We start from the raw sequence: 21,299 nt of genomic DNA, 5'->3' as shown, positions 1-21,299 counted from the left end.
GACCTATTTATGAAACCACTGTTCATTTCTATATTGCTTTTATTCAGCGCCAGCGCTGTGGCTGCAATCCAGTTTGAAGAAAACCTGCACTATAAGGTGGTCGCCGAAGAGCGCACTGATGACACGCAGATACTGGAGTTTTTCTCTTTTTACTGCGCCACCTGTTATCGGTACCAGGCTTTTAACCAGCTTTTGAAAAACCAGTTTGATGGCGATTTACATAAATTTCACGTCGAATTTTTAAGTCCTCCTGGCATGCAGGAAGATATGGTTAAAGCCTGGGCAACTGCGCAGCTGTTATCTGTTGAGGCGGCTTTCAGCCGTGAAATCTTCGATCGTCATTTTGAACAACGTCAGCGCACTGAATCCTTGCAGGACGTAGAGGATGCTTTTCTCGCTATAGGTGTTGAAGCACAAGACTTTCAAAATACATTGAACAGTTTCCAGACCCGCACCCTGAGTAGACGTATGTTGCAGCAGGCGGAGCGCTATCAGATCCGGGGAACACCTACTTACATAGTCAATGGCAAATACCAGATGCTGCCACAGGGTTTTCGCAACAGTGCAAACTTCTTTGACGATTATCTCGAACTCGCGACCTATCTGGCAAACAAAGACTAATCTCTATTTCCACAGGTTCAGGCGCTGACCAGCGGCGAGTCTTTTTTCTAAATATTTATAGGTGCGCTGTTGTTGGTTGGAGCTGTCGTTGAGCCAGCGCACAAAAGTAGCTACAAATAGCTTGGTTAACGCCAGCTCCTGGCCGATACGCTGCAGGTGGCTTGCCTGCAAGGCCGCTGCTTCGCGAAACCACTGTACTGTGCGGCTGATACGTAAAATGCCCGCCAGTTGCAGATGTACATGGCCCGGTTCAAGTTTATACAACAGCATTTCGCCGGTCACTTTACGATAATCACTCATGCTACTAAGCCATAACCAGAGCACTTTGTGCAGCCGCTCGGCACCACTTAAACCTGTCCATTCGGGATTGGGGGCCTGTTTAAGCAAGGCCTGATCAGCACAGTCCAGCCAGGCATCTACAATATCGTCTTTTTGCGCAAAATGATGATGAATCTCCGCGAGTTTGACGTCCAGACCATGGGCTATGTCAGCTAATGTCAGCCGCTCCCAGCCAGTTGTTTCACCCTGCTTCAAAGCCTGCTGAATAATCTTCTGTTTGCTCACCATAACTAATCCTCCGGTACATCTGATACTAAAGTAATCGCGAAATAAAAGCTTACACCTATTGCCACAAATCAAAGCCCGGCTTGTGGCATAATATAGAGCTTAGCTTATCTGCCTGACTTCATAAGGACGCACGATGTTTCGCTGGTTTGAAAAACGCCTGGACCCTTTCCCGGCGGCAGAGCCGACACAACCGCCCAAAGGTTTTTTCGCTTTTTGCCGTCACTTCACCCGTGGTGCTGAACCTTATTTAATTGTAGTCGCTATTCTGATGGCGCTTATTGCGGTCACTGAAGTTTGGTTATTTGCTTTTCTGGGCAATATTGTCGACTGGCTTTCCGTGCAGGAAAAAGATTCCTTTCTGGCCAACGAAGGATTGAAGCTGGCTGCCATGGCGGCGGTCGTAGTGTTTGGTTTGCCTATACTGGTCTGGCTGCAATCCTTGATTATGCACCAGACCCTGCTTGGCAATTACCCGATGCGCATCCGCTGGCTGGTACACCGTTACCTGATCAAGCAATCGATGAGTTATTACCAGGACGAATTCCCTGGCCGGGTCGCTACCAAATTGATGCAGACCGCTTTATCGGTGCGTCAGGTGGTGGTCAGCTTCATCGAAGTCGTGAACTATATTGGCGTCTATTTTCTGGCCATGTTTTTCATTATCGGTGCCGCCGACTGGCGCCTGATCCTGCCGCTTGCGGGTTGGATCGTGATTTACGCGGGTCTGTTGTATTACTTTGTGCCCCGTTTAGGCACCATATCTAAAGCCCAGGCCGATGCCCGCTCTATTATGACCGGCCGCATTGTCGACAGCTACACCAACATACAGACCGTGAAGCTCTTCTCGCATGGCAACCGCGAAACCCGCTTTGCCCGCGAAGGCATGGATGACTTCCTGGTGACCGTTCATCAGCAAATGCGGCTGGTCACTAAGCTCTATGGTTTTCTCTACATCATAAACTGCCTGTTGTTATTCAGTTCGGCTGCACTGGCCATAGGCCTATGGCTGAACGAAGCGGTTTCGCTCGGTGCTGTGGCTGTGGTGATAGGTTTGGTACTGCGTTTATTTGGTATGTCGCAGATGGTTATGTGGCAACTTACTCAGTTATTTGAAGCTATAGGCACAGTGCAGGACGGCATAAACTCCATTGCGGTTTCGCGCACCGTTGAGGATACACCTCAGGCGTTGCCACTGAAGGTCAGTCGCGGCGAAATTAAGTTTGACCAGGTCGCTTTTCACTATGGCAAAGAAAGCGGCGTAATGGACAACTTAAACCTGCATATTCAGCCCGGTGAGAAAGTGGGCATTGTAGGTCGCTCCGGAGCAGGTAAGTCGACACTGGTGAACCTGTTGCTGCGTTTTTATGATGTGCAGAGCGGTCGTATTCTGATCGATGACCAGAATATTTCTGAAGTACAGCAGGATACATTACGCGAACACATTGGCATGGTAACTCAGGACACTTCTTTGCTGCACCGCTCTGTGCGCGACAATATTCTGTACGGACGCCCCGATGCCACTGAAGAAGAAGTGATACAAGCCGCACGGGGCGCAAGAGCTGATGAATTCATTGATGACCTGAGCGACCACAAAGGGCGCAGCGGATACGATGCGCATGTCGGCGAGCGGGGAGTAAAACTCTCCGGGGGCCAGCGCCAGCGTATCGCTATTGCCCGGGTCATGCTCAAAGATGCGCCGATATTAATACTGGATGAAGCCACCTCAGCGCTGGATTCCGAAGTGGAAACCGCGATACAGGAAAATCTGTATAAGTTGATGAGCGGTAAAACCGTTATAGCCATAGCGCACCGCCTCTCTACCATCGCGGCTATGGACCGCCTGATTGTGATGGACAAAGGCGAGGTCATCGAACAGGGCAGCCATGAACAACTATTAGCTCAGGATGGTTTATACGCGAAACTCTGGCGTCGTCAGTCGGGTGGCTTTCTGGCTGAGGATTTATAAGGAGTACACTATGTTAGAAGCTGTTTCCTGCGGTCTATGTCAAAGTCAGGACGTCGAGCTCTGGCATACAGACAATCGAGGGCGTATTGCTAAGCGTGAATTTTATCGCTGCAACCAATGCCAGCTTATTTTTGTGCCGCCGGAGTTTCGCCTGAGTGCAGAAGAAGAACGGGACGTGTACCAACTGCATCAGAATGACCCAAATGACCCGGGTTATCGTAAATTTCTGAGTCGCACTTTTGAGTCCATGCAGGCGCTGCTTGCACCTGGCGCTGAAGGACTGGATTTTGGTTCGGGGCCAGGGCCAACTTTATCGTTAATGTTCAAAGAAGCCGGTTTTAGTTGTCAGGATTACGATATTTTTTATGCCCATCACCCTGAGCTACTGGCCACTCAATATGACTTTATTACCGCAACTGAAGTCTTTGAACATCTCGGCGATCCTGCTCAGGTGCTGAAACAACTACTAGCTTGTCTTAAACCTGGTGGTCTTCTGGCCATTATGACGCAGCGACCACAAGGTAAAGACGCCTTTTCACGCTGGCGTTACCCGATGGACCCAACCCATATTAGTTTCTTCTCAGCTGAAACCTTTGACTGGATAAGAAATCACTGGCAGTTGAACGAACTTTATCGCGGTAAAGACGTAGTAATTTTACAACGCAACTGAAGTAACTAGTGCTACAGTTAGCGATAACTATTTGTAAGTATAATAAATTAAATAAGGACTTTGATTATGCCGGATCTTTCAGACTACAACTCAAGCTTGCTTTGGATAAGCATTTTAATCGCTATGATCATGGTCCAGTGGCTGATTGCCAGTGGCCGTAAAGCCAAACAGCCAGGAGCGCTGCCCGGCACACCACCGACAAACCAAAGTCATGCTGACTTCACCTTTCGAGCCTGGCGTACTCACCAGAATTCGCTTGAAAACGCCAGTACTATGCTTGGCGCCGGTTTTTTTGCCATCCTGGCAGGGGCAAATCCCGCCTGGGTTTCCGGCTTACTGGCGATCATGGTAGTAGCCCGAATTGCGCACATGGTGCTGTATTACAGCATTGCAACGGATAAAAACCCAAGTCCGCGTAGCTACTTTTTCCTCATCGCCTGGCTGGCTAACGCAGGCCTGCTAATCTGTGGCTTTGTAGCGTTATTCTAAAGGGAAAGACCCAATGAAACGAGTAGGACGAGCTTTAGCCAGGGGATTATTTCTTATCCTGCCAGCAGTTATTACCGTGCAGCTTATACTCTGGGCGCTGGTTGCAGTAGAAACATCCCTCTCTCCGGCACTCCAGACTATTTTACCAGAAAACCTTTATTTCCCTGGGCTCGCCATACTTACTTTTCTAGCTATTTGTGTGCTTATTGGTTACAGCGCTTCCTGGCGCAACTTTAACTGGGCCTGGCACTTGCCAGGCAAAGTTTTTATGAAAATCCCCGGTGTCAGTCAGGTACACGGTCTGGTACAGGATATTTTTGAAGTCATGTCCGGCGACAATTTTGAAGAAGAATCGGTCGTTATGGTTAAATTGCCTAACTCAGAAGTGGAACTGATCGGCATTGTAACTAAAAAATCAGGGGTTCCCGGAGATAAAATATCCGAACTCCTGGAAGAAGATAGGATTGCGGTCTTTTTGCCTATGGCGTACAACATAGGGGGTTATATGATCATGGTACCCAAATCCTGTACCACAAACCTGGACATGAGCCCCGCGGAAGCCCTGCAGCTGGTTCTGAGTGGTGGTCTTGGCAAAAGTAAAGCACCCGACATGTCGACAGACGATTAAAAAAACAATAGGAAAAACCTATGAAAATAATGCCGTACATGGCCGTAGCCATGATGCTACTTTGTGTTTCCTCTGCCATTCATGCCAGCGACAATAAAGTCAGTAACGAAAATCCTGGTTATTATCGCGCTCCGGCCTTGCACGGTGAGCATATTGTATTCACTGCGGAAGGTGACCTCTGGAAAACCTCAACATCCGGTGGCCCAGCTCAGCGTTTAACGACTCATCCGGCAGACGAAAGTTATGCGGCTATTTCGCCCGATGGCAGCCAGGTCGCTTTCGTCGCAGATTACGAAGGAGTTCCTGAAGCCTACGTAATGCCTTTAATGGGCGGCAAGCCCAAACGTGTCAGCTTTGAAAACAGCCGGGTTCGGGTACAGGGCTGGACCGCATCAGGTGCTGTGCTTTACAGCACCGACAGTGCAGTTGGACCTGCCAACCACTGGGTATTAAAAACAGTGGATCCGGATTCATTGCAGGTTACGGATATACCTCTGGCCGATGCCATTCAGGGCAGTATGGGCAGCAACGACGAAATGGTCTTTTTCGCCCGTTTTGGTTTGCAGTATACCGGCGATAATACCCGCATTTATCGTGGCGGTGCAATGGGCGAACTCTGGAGTTTTCGACCGGGTTCTGATGAGGAAGCCCGCTTACTCACAGAGCAACACATCGGCTCGGCGCGCCAGCCAATGTACTGGCAAGAACAGCTTTATTTCATCAGTGATTCCGACGGCACTCCGAACATCTGGTCAATGGATACTGACGGTCAGAATATTCAGCAGGTTACTGAGCATACTGACTGGCAGGTGCGATCCGCCAGCATCCACGGCGGGCGCATCGCCTATCAACTGGGCGCTGACATTAAACTGCTGGACTTAGCGACTGGTGAGAGTGAACTGTTAGATATTCACCTTATCTCTGATTTTTCTCAACGTCAGGAACGCTGGCTGGAAGAGCCATTAAATTACCTCACCGCCACTCACTTTAGTGGTGACAATGAGCGCGTTACGCTCACTGCGCGCAGTCAGATTGCTATCGCAGGCAAAGCACCGCGGCGCCTGGTGCAGGTCAGCACACCAACTGGCAGTCGCTCACGCAACGCCGTTCTTAGCCATGATGGTCGTTGGGTATATGCGATTAACGATCACAGTGGCGAGAATGAAATCTGGCGCTTTCCCGCTGATGGTTCAGCAGAGGCCACTCAGCTTACCGATAACGGTAGCGCTTTCCGTTGGCAACTGCATTTATCGCCCAATGGAAACTACATTGCGCACGATGACAAAAATGGCCACCTGTGGTTGCTTAATTTAAGTAACGGCAACAACCAGCGCATCGCCAGCGACGGCTGGGGTCATCGTCCCTATGCTGATATAAGCTGGTCAGCAGACAGTAACTTACTAGCCTTCACACAGAGTCATAAAGACGGCTCCCGCCCCCAGGTCATTCTCTATTCGTTAGCCGACGAACAGCAACAAAGGATCACGTCGGGTAAATACGAATCCTTTTCGCCCGCTTTTAGTCCAGATGGCCACTGGTTATACTTTTTGTCCAATCGTAATTTTAACGCCACTCCTCGCTCACCGTGGGGCGACCGCAATATGGGGCCTTTCTTCGACAAACGCACCCAGATCTTCGCGGTCAGCCTGAAGTCAGCAAGCTGTTTTCCCTTTGAACAACCCCGGGAAGTCGCGCATTGTGATCAGGAAGCCGCCGAAGAGTCACGCAGTGGCCGACGCGCACAGCTCGTCGATTGGGACAATATTGCTCAACGTCTCTGGCAGGTACCGGTAAGTGCACACAATTTCTCTGCATTAAGTGTCAGTAATGAGCATTTATATGTAATGCGTCGCAGTGCGACGGCTCGAAGTGCTCAACTGCGCAGCATCGCGATTGACGCAGAAAAACCAGACGACAAATTATTCGCATCTGATTTGCAGGAATACCAGTTATCCAGAGACGCAGAGCGGATTTTCCTGCGTACCACTGACAACCAGCTGGTGACGGTAGATGCCAAAGCCGAGGCTCCCTCCAGCCTGACCGACCATACACTGGACTCAGCGCACTGGCAGCTGGCCTTTTCACCCGTTGAAGAATGGCGTCAAATGTTCCGTGACGCCTGGTTAATGCATCGTGATTTCTTGTTTGATAACGACATGCGTGGGCTGGACTGGGCTGCAACCCGAGCTAAATATGAACCCTTATTGCAGCGCTTAACTGACCGTCACGAGCTGGACGATTTGCTGGCGCAGATGATGGGAGAACTGAATGTATTACACTCCCAGGTCAGAGGCGGTGACTACCCTTCAGCTCAGGAGAAACCTGCAGCAGCAACTCTTGGAGCTACTTTAGAAGCGGAAGGCAACGGTGTACGTATTACTCATATGTACCGGACTGACCCGGAATTGCCGGAACAGGCTTCGCCATTGGCAAGGCCCGGTGTTAATGCCCAGGTTGGGGATCTGATTACCGCAGTGAACGGACGACCGGTAAGCGACTTACCCACGCTTAACCAACTGCTACGTAATCAGGCTGGCAAACAAGTGCGCCTGGATATACGCCGAGGCCGCAGCGAATTACAAACCGTGGTGGAACCTGTCGATGTAGGCCGTGACCACCGCTTACGTTATGAAGACTGGGTGCAGCATAACCGCGAACAGGTCAACCAAAAGTCAGATAACCAATTTGGTTACCTGCACCTGTACGCCATGGGGGCCAATGATATGGCCAGTTTCGCCCGCGAGTTTTACGCCAATATTGAGCAGGACGGCCTTATTATAGATGTGCGTCGTAATCGCGGCGGTAATATCGACAGCTGGATTATCCAGCGCCTGCTGCGCCAGGCCTGGTCTTTCTGGGAGCCGAATACTCACGGAGCGCCTTATACTAATATGCAACAGGCTTTTCGTGGCCATCTGATAGTGCTCACTGACCAGCTCACGTACTCGGACGGCGAAACTTTCTCTGCAGGCGTTAAAGCCTTGCAGCTGGGACCTCTGGTGGGTATGCGCACCACGGGCGCCGGTGTTTGGTTGTCAGGCCGGAACCAGCTAGCCGATGGTGGTCTGGCTCGGGTCGCTGAAACCGGCCAGTTTGCAATGGACGGCCGCTGGGTGATTGAAGGGTATGGTGTGGAACCAGATGTTGTGGTCGATAACCTACCGCATGCGACCTTCAACGGTTATGACGCACAGCTGGAAAAAGCGATTGAATTGCTGCAGCGTCGCCTGAACAATGAACCTGTACCAGAGCTACGCAGCCAGCCAGTACTGGCGCCTGTCGCCGACGACATCTAAGCGTAAAAGTGAATACCCACAAAAAAGGCCCGATATCAAAGCATGATACCGGGCCTTTTTATTGTTCGCAGACTGACAGACTAATTAAAAACCAGACAATACCAGTTTACCGATAGTACTTTGCGTTTTCAGCCGCTGATGCGCTTTGTCGAGGTTGACCGCATTAATAGTGCCCATACTTTCGCCCAGGGTACTGTTAATGACGCCGCTATCCACCAGGTCACTCAATTCACTAAGCAATTTATGCTGTTCCGCTATATCTGACGTTTTGAACATAGGTCGGGTAAACATGAATTCCCAGTGCAAAGAAAGAGATTTTTGCTTCATGCCCGAAATATCCAGCGCCTGCTCAGGGTCATCTATCAACGCCAATCGACCCTGTGGACGCAGCATCCGCACCAGTTCATTAAAGTGCTCATCCGTATGCGTCAGTGAGGCTACATCAGTGACATCTTTGACGCCCACACCGGCCAGTTCAGCCGAGAGTGGCATGCTGTGATCCAACACATAATGGGCGCCCAGCTCTTCGATCCAGGTTTGTGAAGCTTCCCGCGATGCTGTGCCTATGACCGTAGCCTTGGTCAGTTTCCGGGCCAGCTGCACAAGCATGGAGCCCACACCTCCTGCAGCTCCGACGATTAATAAAACCCGATCTTTAGAGGTATCATCACGGGGGATTTGCAAACGTTCAAAAAGCAGTTCCCATGCCGTAATAGCAGTCAGAGGCATGGCTGCCGCCTGCGTATCTGACAAATTCGCCGGTGCTTTAGCAGCGATACGCTCGTCCACACACTGGAACTCTGCATTAGAACCCGGTCGGGTCACATCACCAGCATACCAAACGCGGTCACCTTTGCTGAACAGCGTTACTTTGCTGCCCACAGCGACCACTTCACCGACGGCATCCCAGCCAAGAATTTTATCGTCACCGGACACTTTTGCGCGTTCACGCACTTTAGTATCCACGGGGTTGACGGATACCGCCTTCACCTGCACCAGTAAATCGTGCTCGCCCGGTGTAGGTTTGTCGGTAGTGATATCTTTTAACTCGCCTTTGGAAGCAAGAACTGCTCGCATACATATACTCCTATAATCCAGCCTGACTCAATTGGGCCTGCATTAAGTCTAACGCATCCAGCCCCTGAATGTCGGTTGCCTGTAAAGGAATCTGGTAACGTTTCAGACGGGTAAAAATGTTCTCGATATCTTTTAAGTAAACCTGCTCCTGAATACGCCGTTTAGCCAGAAATTCGCCGTCGGCGTTCTCTGGCAATACCCGGTTCACAATAAGTCCGGCCAGCGGCAGTTTCTCTTCCTGCAATACTTTTACGGCACGTTCAGTTTCCAGGATAGGTAACTTTTCCGGTGTTAACACGAATAACAGCGCGCTTTTTTCCGCATCCTGCAATAAGCGCCGGGTACGCTGGAATAAACGCTGCCGCTCCAGTAGCCGGTCGGTGATCGCTTTGGCCCGATCATCCATGCCCTGAGTTTCATTCTCTGTGGGGTCCGCCATCGGGTTATCAATGCTTTTGCCCTTTTTCGGCGTCAGGTGGTCCAGTACGCCAGCCAGCTTTTGCGAGCGGCTGTCCGCTTTTAACAGCCCCTGAGTCCAGGCCGCCATAGCTTCAGGTAAGGTCAATAAACGTAGCGTATGCCCTGTTGGAGCAGTATCAAAAATAATCAGGTCGTATTCCTGCAAGCCGGTATCCAGCAAACGCGAAATACGCTCCAGCAGAGCTGCTTCCTGAGCGCCTGGTGACTGCTGACTCAGCCGCATCTGTCGTTCAACCTGCTGGAACATTTCAGCGCTGGTAAAGCGCTTCATTTCATTCGACACCCGATCGATGTGAGCTTTCACTTCGATATCAGGGTCTATTTCCATACCATCCAGGTTAGGAGCCAGATTCACCGGTTTATCACCAATTTTACGGTCAAAGGCGTCTGCCAGACTGTGTGCCGGGTCAGTGGATACCACCAGAGTCTTGCGGCCTCGTTTAGCCGCCAACAGGCCCAGTGCGGACGACATAGTAGTTTTACCTACGCCGCCTTTACCGCCGACCAGAATCACGCTTTTATCAGTTAACAACATTTGAAGTGGTCCAGAGGAGACTTTTCCATGCCCATGCGTATATGCCAGTCATGGAAACGCTCCAGTAACAGAGGTTGCAGTTCCATAGTGTAGTAGCTTGCCGGGTTAGGTACGCCCATCATTTCTGAAAACACCAGCAGCATAAAAAGATCGTCTTCTTCCCGCTTAGCGCGGGCAATCGCAGAGCGGTAGGGGGCATTATATGCCTCCTCCGCAAAGTGATTGGCCTTATCCCACCAGGCTTTAATCTTTTTTATCTGCACTTTTCTCTCCGCTGGCTTTTTCTCCGCTGCCCTCTGTACGCAGACGACTTAGTGTTGCTGCACATTCGAGCGCAATAAAGATAGCCGCTACCAGCACCACCAGATCCAAACCAAAGAGGAACCAGTCGCCTGCTGCATAGAAGGTTCTTAATTGTAGCAGAAGCGCCATCACTGTCATGATGAGCAGGAATACCAAAGGAATAAGTGTGAAATACACGTTACGCCCCAGACGCGCCAGAATAACGGTAATCACCAATAGCGTTAAACCTGCCAGTAACTGGTTGGTAGTACCAAACAGCGGCCAGATTAATAAACCACCGGAGCCGCCTGAACCGGCACCAAAGGCGAGTATCAGACAAGCACCTACCGCGAGCAAGGTAGAAGGTAAAACCTTCTGCATCCAGTTAATGTTGTAGATGTTACCCCACTCCTGGAAAATATAACGCTGCAGACGCAAGCCTGTATCCATGGTGGTGCCGGCGAAGAGCACCGCCATCACTGTCAGCAAGGTTTCAGCCAGGCTTAATTCGAGACCGATACCATTGCTGATGATGCTGGCACCGCCGCTAACAAAGGCATTCACCCCGCCCTGACCAAAGGCTGAATAGACCGCTTCCCAGTCAGCGACCGTGGCAAAACCCGCAGTCGCGGCAATAATAGCCGCCAGCGCGAGTGAACCCTCACCCACAGCACCAAAGTAACCGACAAAACGGGCGTCGGTTTCTTTATTCAGCTGCTTCGACGTGGTACCGCCCGCAACCAGACCATGGAAACCTGAGATAGCACCACAGGCAATAGTCACAAACAGCAACGGAATAATAGAAGGTGTGCCTTCCGGGACATTGGAGTTAAAAGCAGGCGCGACCATTTCCGGGCCTGAAATCAGCACCGCCGCATACACCAGAATCAAGCCAATAAATAGCTGCAGGCCGTTAATGTAATCACGTGGTTGCAATAACATCCAGACTGGTAGCAGCGAAGCAATAGCCGCATAAAGAAAGAGGATAAGTATCCACTGTGTGTTCTGCGCCATGCCCATAAAGCTGTCAGCAAGCTCAACTGGGAACAAAGGTCCAAGGCCAATCAGGCCATACAGAGCAAGAACGCCAATGAAAGATACCGCGATAAGGCCAATGTATTTACGATAAATCAGTTGCCCTATGATCAGAGCAACAAAAATAGCGCCCCAGACAGGCACCACGGCGCTGGGGAAGTCAACCAGCAACCCGGCTATGACCACCGCAAATACCGCATTCACCATCAGCAGCACAAGGAAGATCACGATCATAAACAGACTGCGTGCGCGTTTGCCGACCACATCACCGGTCAAGGCACCGATAGACTTCGCTTTATTGCGGTTACTGGCCCAGATAGCACCGGCATCGTGCACCCCGGCAAAAAAGATAGTACCGAAAATGACCCACAAAAAGGCAGGGACCCAGCCCCATATAACAGCAATAGCCGGACCAATAATAGGTGCCGCACCAGCAACTGAGGTGAAGTGATGACCCCACAACACAAACTTGTTAGTGGGTACGAAATCCACCCCATCTTCGAACTCATGGGCAGGCGTCCTGAAGTTGGCATCCAGCCGATAAATTTTTTCCGCAATAAATTTTGAATAGAAAACATAGCCCAGCGCCATTGCACCCAGGCCAGCAATCAAAACGAAGATAGCATTCATAAGTTGCGCTCGCTATTTAGTAAAAGCCGACCGATTATTATGCCTGCAAAGCGGCCTCTATATATTAGACATTAGTATAGTTGCATACTTAAATTCAGATGTGTACGCATAAAAAAGGGTTGCCGTAGCAACCCTTTTTGAAATGACATTAAACGCCTTTTCTAGAAACGATAGCGGACACCTACTTTCGCCTGCCATGTAGAAGCTTTTGCACGGAAAGTTTCCGGTTCATTGCTTCTTGTAGTGGCCGGGCTGTAGATATACTCGTCTGCAGCCGCATCATAATCAATATTTGCCAGATTATAATAAGCTGGGTAACCGGTACCGAACTGGCGTCCCTGCGAGCTGTCAATCAGGTTGAGCAAGTTCTTAATTTCAAAGAATACGCTACCACGATGATTCTCGCTAAAGCCAGGTACCTGCTGCTCAAATTTAAAATCAACAATGTTTACGTAGCGAGTAGAACCCGAGTTGCGTGGAGTAACAGAACCTGCATAACTACTCAGGCCATTCTCTTGGACCAGCGCAGCAAAGTCAGCATAGTCCCAACCTTCGAAACGCACGTTATCATTCGGGCCATCTGGGATATATAACAGGTGGCCGATACGGTCATCACTACCAAAACCAAAGCTACCATCATTATATCCAGTATAGCTGAAGCGCTCGCCGGAACGACGCTCGGCATATAAAGTAAAGCGTGACTCATACCCACTGAAGAACTCACGAGTGTAAGTTAACAATAGGTTTAAGCGGTGCGTGGTTTCAAATCGAGACGTACCTATATTAGCTTGATCGCGATTCAAGGTTGCATAACGATCATAGCTTGAAGTGGCCTGACTTGAACCAAAGCCACCGATATCGGTAATATCCTGATACGCATAACCCAGCGTTAAGGCCAGGTTATCCCATTGCTTGGAAGCCCCCAAGGCTAAAATATTACTGCGTCCGCTATCCGCGTTTGTCAGCATAATATCCTTACGTGAACCCGACTCGTAAATTAAGCGTCCATCAGGGGCTACTATAGGATCCATATCCCCACGACCTAAATCCTGATAGAAAGCTTCACTCTCTTTATCTGTGTATATGTAATCACCGGTGATAACCCAGTCGTAACCCAACCAGCCCAGGTCAGCCAGATAATCAAAACCTATGCTGTATTTCCACTCAGACGGCATTTTGAAGTTAGGATCTACCACGTCTACGCGGCCATCACCCGCCACCAGCGAATCCTGCATCGCTTGTGGCACTTGAGTAATATCTACGCCAGAAAATGCCTGACCATTTAAGCTTGAGCTGGTAATGTTAATACCGTCATTCGTATAGGAGTTAGACAACCATACATTAGGACGACCACCGCCAAAACGACCAAAACCACCACGGATATTCAGTGCGTCACTGAACGCATAGTTAAAGCCGACACGTGGCAGCCATAAATCAAGACCATCAAAAGTCTGCTGGTTAGAGAAGCCATAACGCTGTTCAAAGTTTTCATTATAGTTTGGTTTGTCACTTGTTGAAATGCGCTCATAACGCAGGCCAAAATCTAACGTCAGGTCATAGTTGACCATCCAGCGGTCTTGGATATACAGGCTGTTAGTAGCGTATTTAAAAGACGCGGCACCATCGCGAGGATTGTTTGAAACCGCATTTTCATACCTAACTGAAGATGCGTTACCATCAAGGAAGTCATCGATTGAAGCAAAATCAAATTCACCCAATGATCTACGCACAAACATATTGAACACATCCAGTTGTTCATGTTCCCAGCCAAACTCAATGGTGTGATCGCCTAACAGATATTCACCGTTGGCACGGAATTGCAGCAGGTCGTTATCCAGCTCATTTGCGTGGCGGAAGATATCAGGGCCCAAACGGACACTTCCAGTATCAGTCGCGACCGTCACCTGACCATAGCTCTGATCATCCAGTGAAACCTGGCGGTTTTCATGCTGTTTGAAACCCAGTCGGATATCCGTCGAAAATTCATTGGTCCAGTCTGAGTATAAGCTCGCTGTAGCCATGTTTAAGGTATCAGTAATGCCGTAACCGTTGGAGCTCAGGTTAAGGAGAGAAGCCTGAGAACCGGCCTGACGTACCTGGAAGCTTTCGGTGTGCTGATAAGTCAAAGAGGCACGATGATCCTGGTTAATGTTCCAATCCAGCTTGATCAGTAACTTCTCATCATCTTCATCCGGGTAAGTATTCCAGTTACCCGGACTAACACCGTACTGACTGGATGCAATATCACGCACTGCATTCAAATCGGCTTCAGAAATATCGGCTAAATTACTGACATTATCGGCGTCAAAAGGCCCCCACCCAGTACTTACGAAATCAGAATCCCATTTCTCATAAGCGGCAAAGAAGAATAACGTGTCTTCTATCAAAGGACCACCGACACCAAAACCAATGGTTTGCTCTTTATAAGGGTCCAAATCAAATTTATCACGACCAGGAGGGTTCACCCGACCTGCCATTGAGTCACTTGCGTACTCAGCGAACACAGAACCGGTCCATTCATTAGTACCAGAACGGGTAACGGCACTGATACCACCGCCTGTAAACCCACCGACTTTAGCCTGATAAGGAGCAATAGATACCGAAATCTGATCCAGTGCTTCAATTGGGATAGGGCCCCGTGCTGAAGGGTAACCATTAGCATTCAGGCCAAAGTCATCATCTTGTCTCATACCGTCAACAGAAAGACTGTTAAAACGATTATTTGCACCAGCAATGCTTGTTGAGAACGCATCGTCGGTGCCCACCACTACCAATGGATTTACCCGGACAACGTCTTTCAGGTCCCGGTTAAACATTGGCATGGCGTCGATATCTGACGCACTAAAAGTTGAGGCTGGCCCTGTACGAGTATAGTCCAGCGTAGTCGAAGTTCCGCGCACAGCTATCCGCTCATATCGTTCGTCTTCGACTTCCTGATCCTCAACAACTGCGTTTAAGCGATACAAATCACCTAAAGAAAGGAATACATTCTGATAAGTTTGCGTACCCTGATCGCTGGTCACCGTAATAGTGTATGGACCACCTACACGCAAACCTGATGCAACAAACTGCCCTTGTGCATTACTGGTTGCCGTAGAACGCGAGCCTGACGGCTCATGGACTATTTCAATACGTGCATTGGCGATTACCTGCCCAGCTTCGTTTTGAACGTTGCCGCGCATACCTGAAGACGTATCTTGCGCAGAGGCCGGAATAGACGTACCTAAAGCCAGAGCGACAGATAGAGCCAACGCACTGTTTCGGAATGAAATCTTCATTTTTTTATACCTAATTGAGAGAGATAAAATGTCAGGGTGATCGTAAGAGCAATTTGTTACACCTTATTGTCCTTTATATTAAGGTTTTATTTCAATAAGAAGTTGGCTTTTATTTATGCTATTTACTGCTAACTTTGCAGAAGTTGCTAGCAAAACACTTAAAACCATAGCGATTGTTATGCAATTAAGTATAAAAGCAATAGCACTTCACTGCCCCGCCAGGTAATTCGCAATTTCCTTTAGAAAAGCTTCGCCGTATCTTTCCAGTTTCACCTGACCAACCCCGGATACCTGTAGAAACTCGTTTTCAGTGGTGGGTAGCAAAGTAGCCATGTCCTGCAAAGTGCTGTCGCCGAAAACCACATAGGGCGGTACTTCGGCTTGTTCTGCGATGCGTTTGCGTAATGCCCGTAGATGGCGGAACAGCACTTTATCGTGATTACCACGCTCAACCACCTGACTTCCGGTTTTAAATGCCTCCAGGCGCGGTTGAGCCAGTGTCAGAGCGATTTCTCCACGTAACACAGGCCGGGCTGCTTCGGCTAAATGCAATGCGCTGTGTCGGCGGATATCCTGGACCAGCAAACCACGATGTATTAGTTGCCGAATCACCGACACCCAATGTTCAGCCGACTGGTTTTTACCGATGGCAAAAGTCGAAAGTTCATCATGCCGGTTTTGCTTTATCTTCTGAGTTTGTGCCCCACGTAAAACCTCAACCACGTAATTCACGCCAAACTGCTGCCCGGTGCGATACACGCAACTCAGAGCTTTTTGCGCATCTTCGGTACCTTCATATTGCTTGGGCGGTTGCAGACATAAATCGCAGTTGCCACAAGGTTCACTGCGGTATTCGCCGAAGTAATTGAGTAGTACCAAACGCCGACAGGTCTGCGCTTCAGCGAAAGATGTCATAGCGTGGAATTTTTGTTTCTCTACCCGCAAGCGGTCGGTCTCTGGCTGGTCATCAAACAGGCGCCATATCCAGTTAGCATCGCCGGGTTCGTAAAACATCACCGCTTCAGAAGCTACCCCGTCGCGACCAGCTCGGCCGGTTTCCTGATAATAAGCTTCAACACTGCGTGGAATATCGTAATGCAATACAAAGCGCACATTAGGTTTATTAATGCCCATACCAAAAGCAACGGTCGCTACTACTACATCCAGATCGTCGCGTAAAAACCGATGCAGGGTGTCACGCTTTTCTTCATGCGGCAGACGGGCATGATAAGGCTGAGCATTCACTCCAGCGGCGCGTAATTTTTCTGCCAGATCTTCTGTTTTCTTGCGACTACCACAATAGATAATGCCGGAAGCGCCCCGTTGCCGTTTAACGTAATCTACCACCTGCTTTTGCGGTTTAAACTTTTCCTGCACCAGATAACGAATATTAGGACGATCAAAAGAACTTTGAAAAATCAAAGGATCGTTCAGATGCAGGCGCTGCACTATGTCGTCGCGGGTCACATGATCGGCCGTTGCAGTGAGCGCCAGCATAGGCACCTGAGGCAAATACTGACGCAACTCGCCCAGACGCCCGTACTCAGGCCGGAAGTCATGCCCCCACTGCGAAATACAATGAGCTTCATCTACGGCGATTAAGGAAATATGCAAACTTTGCAGGCGTTCGATAAAAGAAGCTAACAAAGCGCGTTCAGGAGCTACATAAAGTAAGCGTATGCTGCCGTCTTGTAAGGCTCGCAGTGTGTCCATCATCTCAGGTCCCTGCATGCCGGAATGCAAGGCTGCCGCTGACACGCCGGTCGCCTGTAAAGCAGCTACCTGATCATCCATTAACGAAACCAGGGGCGAAATTACCACCGTTAAACCGGGTAACATGACCGCCGGCAGCTGATAACATAACGACTTGCCGCCACCGGTCGGCATCAGAGCAACGGCGTCGGTGCCATTTAACACACGCTCGATAACAGCGGCCTGCCCATTACGAAACTCGGTATAACCAAATACCTGTTGCAGAACCTGTGCAGCCTGCTGCATAGAATGGGGCTGTTGCGCTGTGTTGCCTGACATGAAGCTCCTGAATAGTTGGTTGACTGAAAGAGTATCCAGCCCTATTGTATGCATCCCGACCACAGATAACCATTTGCAAATGACTTCTTCGCCACTACTTGCTCAAATTTCGCTCTTAATGAACGAAAAAATACCCTTCCATAAGCTTATCGGGCTTGAGGTGACACGTTTTGCGTCCGATATCTCGGAAGTTCAGTTTAAATGGAAAGAAGAACTGATCGGTAATGCTCCCCAAGGCATTTTGCATGGTGGTGTATTAGCTACGGCACTGGATATGTGTGGTGGCTTAGTTGCTATCGCCAGTGTCATAGAAACTATGGATCACAGCGCCCAGCCTCATGAAGTGATCGAACGCATCAGTCGCTGTGGCACTATAGATTTACGGGTCGATTACGTACGCCCGGGGCGTGGTGAAACTTTCATTACCACGGCCCATATTATCCGTTCCGGCAACAAAGTGGCAGTCGCCCGTATGGAACTGCACAATCAGGAGGGCATGCTGATTGCCTTCGGTACCGGCACCTACATGGTAGGTTAGTTTTTAAGGACAGGCAGTGCAACAGACACCTGAAGAAATCCAGAAACGCGGCCGTCAGGGCGTTATCTTCGCCATTCTGGCCTATACCATCTGGGGCCTGGCTCCCATCTATTTCAAATCAGTCGCGCATGTGCCGGCGTTTGAAGTACTGGCGCACCGTATTTTCTGGGCCTTTTTTCTGGTACTCATCTTAATCCTGATAACAGGCCGCATGCAGCGTGTGGTCGCCGCCTTTAAAGCGCCTAAGCTTCTGATACGACTGGCTTTGGCGGCCTGCCTGATTGGTTTTAACTGGTTTGTTTTTATCTGGGCTGTGGCCAACGACTTTATGCTGGATGCCAGCCTCGGTTATTACATCAATCCGTTATTAAATGTCGCCATCGGTATGCTGTTCTTTGCTGAGAAGTTACGTCGTCTGCAACTTTGGGCGGTAGGCCTGGCATTCATTGGCGTTGCTATTCAGGTGATCACCTTTGGTTCTGTACCCTGGGTGGCCCTGGCATTAGCCGCTTCTTTTGCCACTTATGGTGCGCTGCGTAAAAAGCTGCCTTTTGATTCACTCACCGGTCTGTGGCTGGAAATTCTGTTGCTGCTGCCCTTCATGCTGATCTGGTTTATGTTCTTTGCCGACAGCGATGCCAGCAACATGCTGGCAAATGACTGGCAACTGAACCTGCTACTAATCATGGCGGGAGTGATTACCACAGTGCCGCTGTTGTTTTTTACCGGTGCGGCACAGCGTATTCGCTATTCAACCTTAGGCTTCTTTCAGTACATAGGCCCCAGCCTGATGTTTATTTTAGCGGTTGGCGTCTATGGCGAAGCCCTAACACTGGATAAACTGATCACTTTCGCTATTATCTGGGCAGCGCTTGCCTTATACAGCGTCGACGCCGCACGTGCCCACCGTATGGCAACTCAGGCCGCCCGCCACGCCAGGCGAGATGCCCGGCGCGAAAAGAAACTTAACGCAAAGGCGTGAGTTTGGCATAAGCGACGACCAGCCACTTGCTGCCCTGGTCATCAAAATTAATCTGAATACGACTCTGTGGACCTGAGCCTTCATAATTGAGCACTGTGCCTTCGCCAAAGGTCGCATGCAATACCCGTTGCCCCAACTGAAACCCTGTCTGTTCAAAAGTTTCATGGCTGGCTCCGGAGTGAAAACGACTGCGCGAGTCGGTCGGCTGAGTTACCCGGGTCTGCATACGCACTTCTTCCAGCGCATCGGTGGGCATTTCACCGATAAAACGACTCTTGCTATGAAACTGTTCCTGCCCATACAAACGGCGACTTTCCGCGTAAGTGATTACCAACCGCTGCATGGCGCGGGTCATGCCCACATAACATAAGCGCCGTTCTTCTTCTAAGCGGCCCGACTCGCCCATGGATTGCTGTGAGGGGAACAGCCCTTCCTCGACGCCGGTCATAAATACCAACGGAAACTCAAGCCCTTTAGCGCTGTGCAGGGTCATTAACTGAACGGCGTCCTGATGCTCATCGGCCTGTTCATCACCAGCCTCCAGAGCTGCATGAGCAAGGAATTCCGCCAGCGGTGGCATGTCTTCTTCGCCGGTCGGCATGAAACTCTCTGTAGCACTGACCAGTTCGCCGAGGTTTTCTACCCGGGTTTCAGCTTTTTCACTTTTTTCTGATTGATACATGGCCATCAGGCCACTGCGACGAATAGCAATATCCGTTTGTTTAGCAAGCGGCAGATCGGTACATTCATCTTCAAGCTGGTTGATCAGCTCCATAAAACCTTGCAGGGCTTTTTTTGCGCGGCCGGTAAGACGGTTTTCAGTAATCAGAAAACGCGCCGCCTCCCATAAGGTGAGGTTCATATCGCGGGCCGCTTCCCGCACCAGACCCAGTGTCCGATCTCCAATGCCCCGACTTGGTGTATTCACCACGCGCTCAAAAGCAGCGTCGTCAATGCGACTGGCAATAATACGCAAATAAGCCAGAGCGTCTTTAATCTCCTGACGATCAAAGAAGCGCAGGCCACCATAAATGCGATAAGCCAGGCCCGCGTAAAGCAGCGTTTCTTCCAGCACCCGCGATTGGGCGTTACTCCGGTATAAAATAGCCACATCCTGCAAGGCGTTGCCCTGATCCAGCCATTCCTGAATACGGCCCACTACGTAACGCGCTTCATCCTGCTCGTTAAATGCCGCATACACACGGATAGGTTCGCCGGCACTGCCATCGGTCCACAAGTCTTTGCCCAGGCGGTCACTGTTATTTGCGATGACTTCATTGGCGGCGTTCAGAATAGTACTGGTAGAACGATAATTCTGCTCCAGTCTTACGGTTTCAGCTTGTGGAAAATCACGTAAAAAGTGTTGCAGGTTTTCCACCTGAGCACCGCGCCAGCCATAAATAGACTGATCATCGTCGCCAACAATAGTGACTCTGTTGTCTTTACCAGCCAGCAACTGTACCCAGGCGTACTGAATGGAGTTGGTGTCCTGAAACTCGTCGACCAAAAGGTGACGGAAACGACGCTGATAATGTTCCCGCACATACTTATTATCACGCAGCACTTCGTGAGCCCGTAATAACAGCTCAGCAAAGTCGACTAACCCTGAGCGGTCACAGGACTCCTGATAGGCCTGATAAATAGACTTATGGGTTTGTTCTGCCACATCATAGGCATCAATATGGTGCGCCCGCAGGCCTTCGTCTTTTTTGCCATTGATATACCACTGGGCCTGCTTGGCAGGCCACTGCTTTTCATCAATATTTAAAGCGCGGATGGTGCGTTTAACCAGGCGTAGTTGGTCATCACTGTCCAGGATCTGAAAACCCTGTGGTAGTCCGGCATCTTTATAATGCGCCCGTAACAAACGATGGGCCAGCCCATGGAAAGTACCAATCCACATCTGGCGAACATCACGGCCCATTAGTTGTTCTACCCGGCCGCGCATTTCTGCCGCGGCTTTGTTAGTAAAGGTGACAGCCATAATGGACAGTGGCGAGTGATTCATAACCTGGATCAACCAGGCAATACGATGCACCAGCACCCGGGTTTTACCACTCCCAGCGCCAGCCAGCACCAGCATGTCCTTCTCTTCGGCACTCACCGCCTGGCGTTGCTTGTCATTTAAACCATCAAGTAAATAAGAGACGTCCATTTGCGGCTACCCAGGGTTGAATTGAGAGGAAAATCTAAA

The 21,299-nt window shown here is 49.9% G+C and carries 16 protein-coding genes; 8 read left to right on the top strand and 8 right to left on the bottom strand.

Translation table 11 applies throughout. The annotated features are described in order from the left end of the window. Positions 1-9 precede the first annotated feature (9 nt). Positions 10-621, top strand: coding sequence for a thiol:disulfide interchange protein DsbA/DsbL (locus tag CWE09_RS11880; protein ID WP_126804275.1), 612 nt, complete (start codon positions 10-12; stop codon positions 619-621). 3 nt (positions 622-624) lie between these two features. On the opposite strand, the gene CWE09_RS11875 is transcribed toward CWE09_RS11880, so the two are convergent. Next, positions 625-1,188: a TetR/AcrR family transcriptional regulator gene (locus CWE09_RS11875; protein ID WP_126804274.1), complete on the bottom strand. Its 564-nt coding sequence runs from the start codon at positions 1,186-1,188 to the stop codon at positions 625-627. Between the two features lie 133 nt (positions 1,189-1,321). Here CWE09_RS11875 and CWE09_RS11870 point away from each other — a divergent pair, with 133 nt between their 5' ends. The 5 genes from CWE09_RS11870 (at position 1,322) to CWE09_RS11850 (ending at position 8,237) form a co-directional block, all read left to right on the top strand. Next, the gene (locus CWE09_RS11870; protein ID WP_126804273.1) at positions 1,322-3,154 is read left to right on the top strand and encodes an ABC transporter ATP-binding protein; all 1,833 of its coding nucleotides are present in this window, start codon (positions 1,322-1,324) and stop codon (positions 3,152-3,154) included. A gap of 10 nt (positions 3,155-3,164) precedes the next feature. Further along, the gene (locus CWE09_RS11865; protein WP_126804272.1) at positions 3,165-3,824 is read left to right on the top strand and encodes a class I SAM-dependent methyltransferase; all 660 of its coding nucleotides are present in this window, start codon (positions 3,165-3,167) and stop codon (positions 3,822-3,824) included. A 66-nt stretch (positions 3,825-3,890) separates the two neighbouring features. After that, a complete protein-coding gene (locus CWE09_RS11860; RefSeq protein ID WP_126804271.1) occupies positions 3,891-4,313 on the top strand; it encodes an MAPEG family protein in 423 nt (140 codons plus the stop codon). A 13-nt stretch (positions 4,314-4,326) separates the two neighbouring features. Next, positions 4,327-4,941 (top strand): DUF502 domain-containing protein, encoded by a 615-nt coding sequence (locus CWE09_RS11855; RefSeq protein ID WP_126804270.1) that lies wholly within the window; start codon positions 4,327-4,329, stop codon positions 4,939-4,941. A 20-nt stretch (positions 4,942-4,961) separates the two neighbouring features. After that, a complete protein-coding gene (locus tag CWE09_RS11850; protein WP_126804269.1) occupies positions 4,962-8,237 on the top strand; it encodes a S41 family peptidase in 3,276 nt (1,091 codons plus the stop codon). An 84-nt stretch (positions 8,238-8,321) separates the two neighbouring features. On the opposite strand, the gene CWE09_RS11845 is transcribed toward CWE09_RS11850, so the two are convergent. The 6 genes from CWE09_RS11845 to recQ all read right to left on the bottom strand — a co-directional run bounded on the left by CWE09_RS11845 (position 8,322) and on the right by recQ (position 17,585). Beyond that, complete coding sequence (locus CWE09_RS11845) at positions 8,322-9,314, bottom strand: zinc-binding alcohol dehydrogenase family protein (RefSeq protein ID WP_126804268.1); 993 nt, start codon at positions 9,312-9,314, stop codon at positions 8,322-8,324. 10 nt (positions 9,315-9,324) lie between these two features. After that, positions 9,325-10,329 carry an ArsA family ATPase gene (locus CWE09_RS11840; RefSeq protein ID WP_126804267.1) on the bottom strand — a complete coding sequence of 335 codons (1,005 nt, stop codon included), beginning with the start codon at positions 10,327-10,329 and terminating at the stop codon, positions 9,325-9,327. Next, a complete protein-coding gene (locus CWE09_RS11835) occupies positions 10,320-10,592 on the bottom strand; it encodes a cory-CC-star protein (RefSeq protein ID WP_126804266.1) in 273 nt (90 codons plus the stop codon). Before CWE09_RS11835 ends, CWE09_RS11840 begins: the two co-directional genes overlap by 10 nt. Continuing rightward, on the bottom strand, positions 10,573-12,276 hold the full coding sequence (locus CWE09_RS11830; protein WP_126804265.1) for a carbon starvation CstA family protein: 1,704 nt from the start codon (positions 12,274-12,276) through the stop codon (positions 10,573-10,575). The genes CWE09_RS11835 and CWE09_RS11830 overlap by 20 nt, the downstream gene beginning before the upstream one ends. A gap of 161 nt (positions 12,277-12,437) precedes the next feature. Then, positions 12,438-15,554: a TonB-dependent receptor gene (locus CWE09_RS11825; RefSeq protein WP_126804264.1), complete on the bottom strand. Its 3,117-nt coding sequence runs from the start codon at positions 15,552-15,554 to the stop codon at positions 12,438-12,440. A 207-nt stretch (positions 15,555-15,761) separates the two neighbouring features. Beyond that, positions 15,762-17,585 carry a DNA helicase RecQ gene (gene recQ / locus CWE09_RS11820; protein ID WP_241974369.1) on the bottom strand — a complete coding sequence of 608 codons (1,824 nt, stop codon included), beginning with the start codon at positions 17,583-17,585 and terminating at the stop codon, positions 15,762-15,764. A gap of 79 nt (positions 17,586-17,664) precedes the next feature. Here recQ and CWE09_RS11815 point away from each other — a divergent pair, with 79 nt between their 5' ends. Together CWE09_RS11815 and rarD are read left to right on the top strand one after the other, a co-directional pair. Then, positions 17,665-18,123, top strand: coding sequence for a thioesterase family protein (locus tag CWE09_RS11815; RefSeq protein WP_126804531.1), 459 nt, complete (start codon positions 17,665-17,667; stop codon positions 18,121-18,123). A gap of 16 nt (positions 18,124-18,139) precedes the next feature. Then, positions 18,140-19,105: an EamA family transporter RarD gene (rarD, locus tag CWE09_RS11810; protein WP_126804263.1), complete on the top strand. Its 966-nt coding sequence runs from the start codon at positions 18,140-18,142 to the stop codon at positions 19,103-19,105. Here the strand turns inward: rarD and uvrD are convergent. After that, on the bottom strand, positions 19,089-21,260 hold the full coding sequence (gene uvrD / locus CWE09_RS11805; protein ID WP_126804262.1) for a DNA helicase II: 2,172 nt from the start codon (positions 21,258-21,260) through the stop codon (positions 19,089-19,091). The genes rarD and uvrD overlap by 17 nt on opposite strands. Positions 21,261-21,299: the final 39 nt, after the last annotated feature.

This window comes from Aliidiomarina minuta (assembly GCF_003987145.1).
GTDB lineage: Bacteria > Pseudomonadota > Gammaproteobacteria > Enterobacterales > Alteromonadaceae > Aliidiomarina > Aliidiomarina minuta.
Note: the sequence above shows the minus strand (reverse complement) of the source record. Positions and strands in the feature narration are given on the sequence as shown.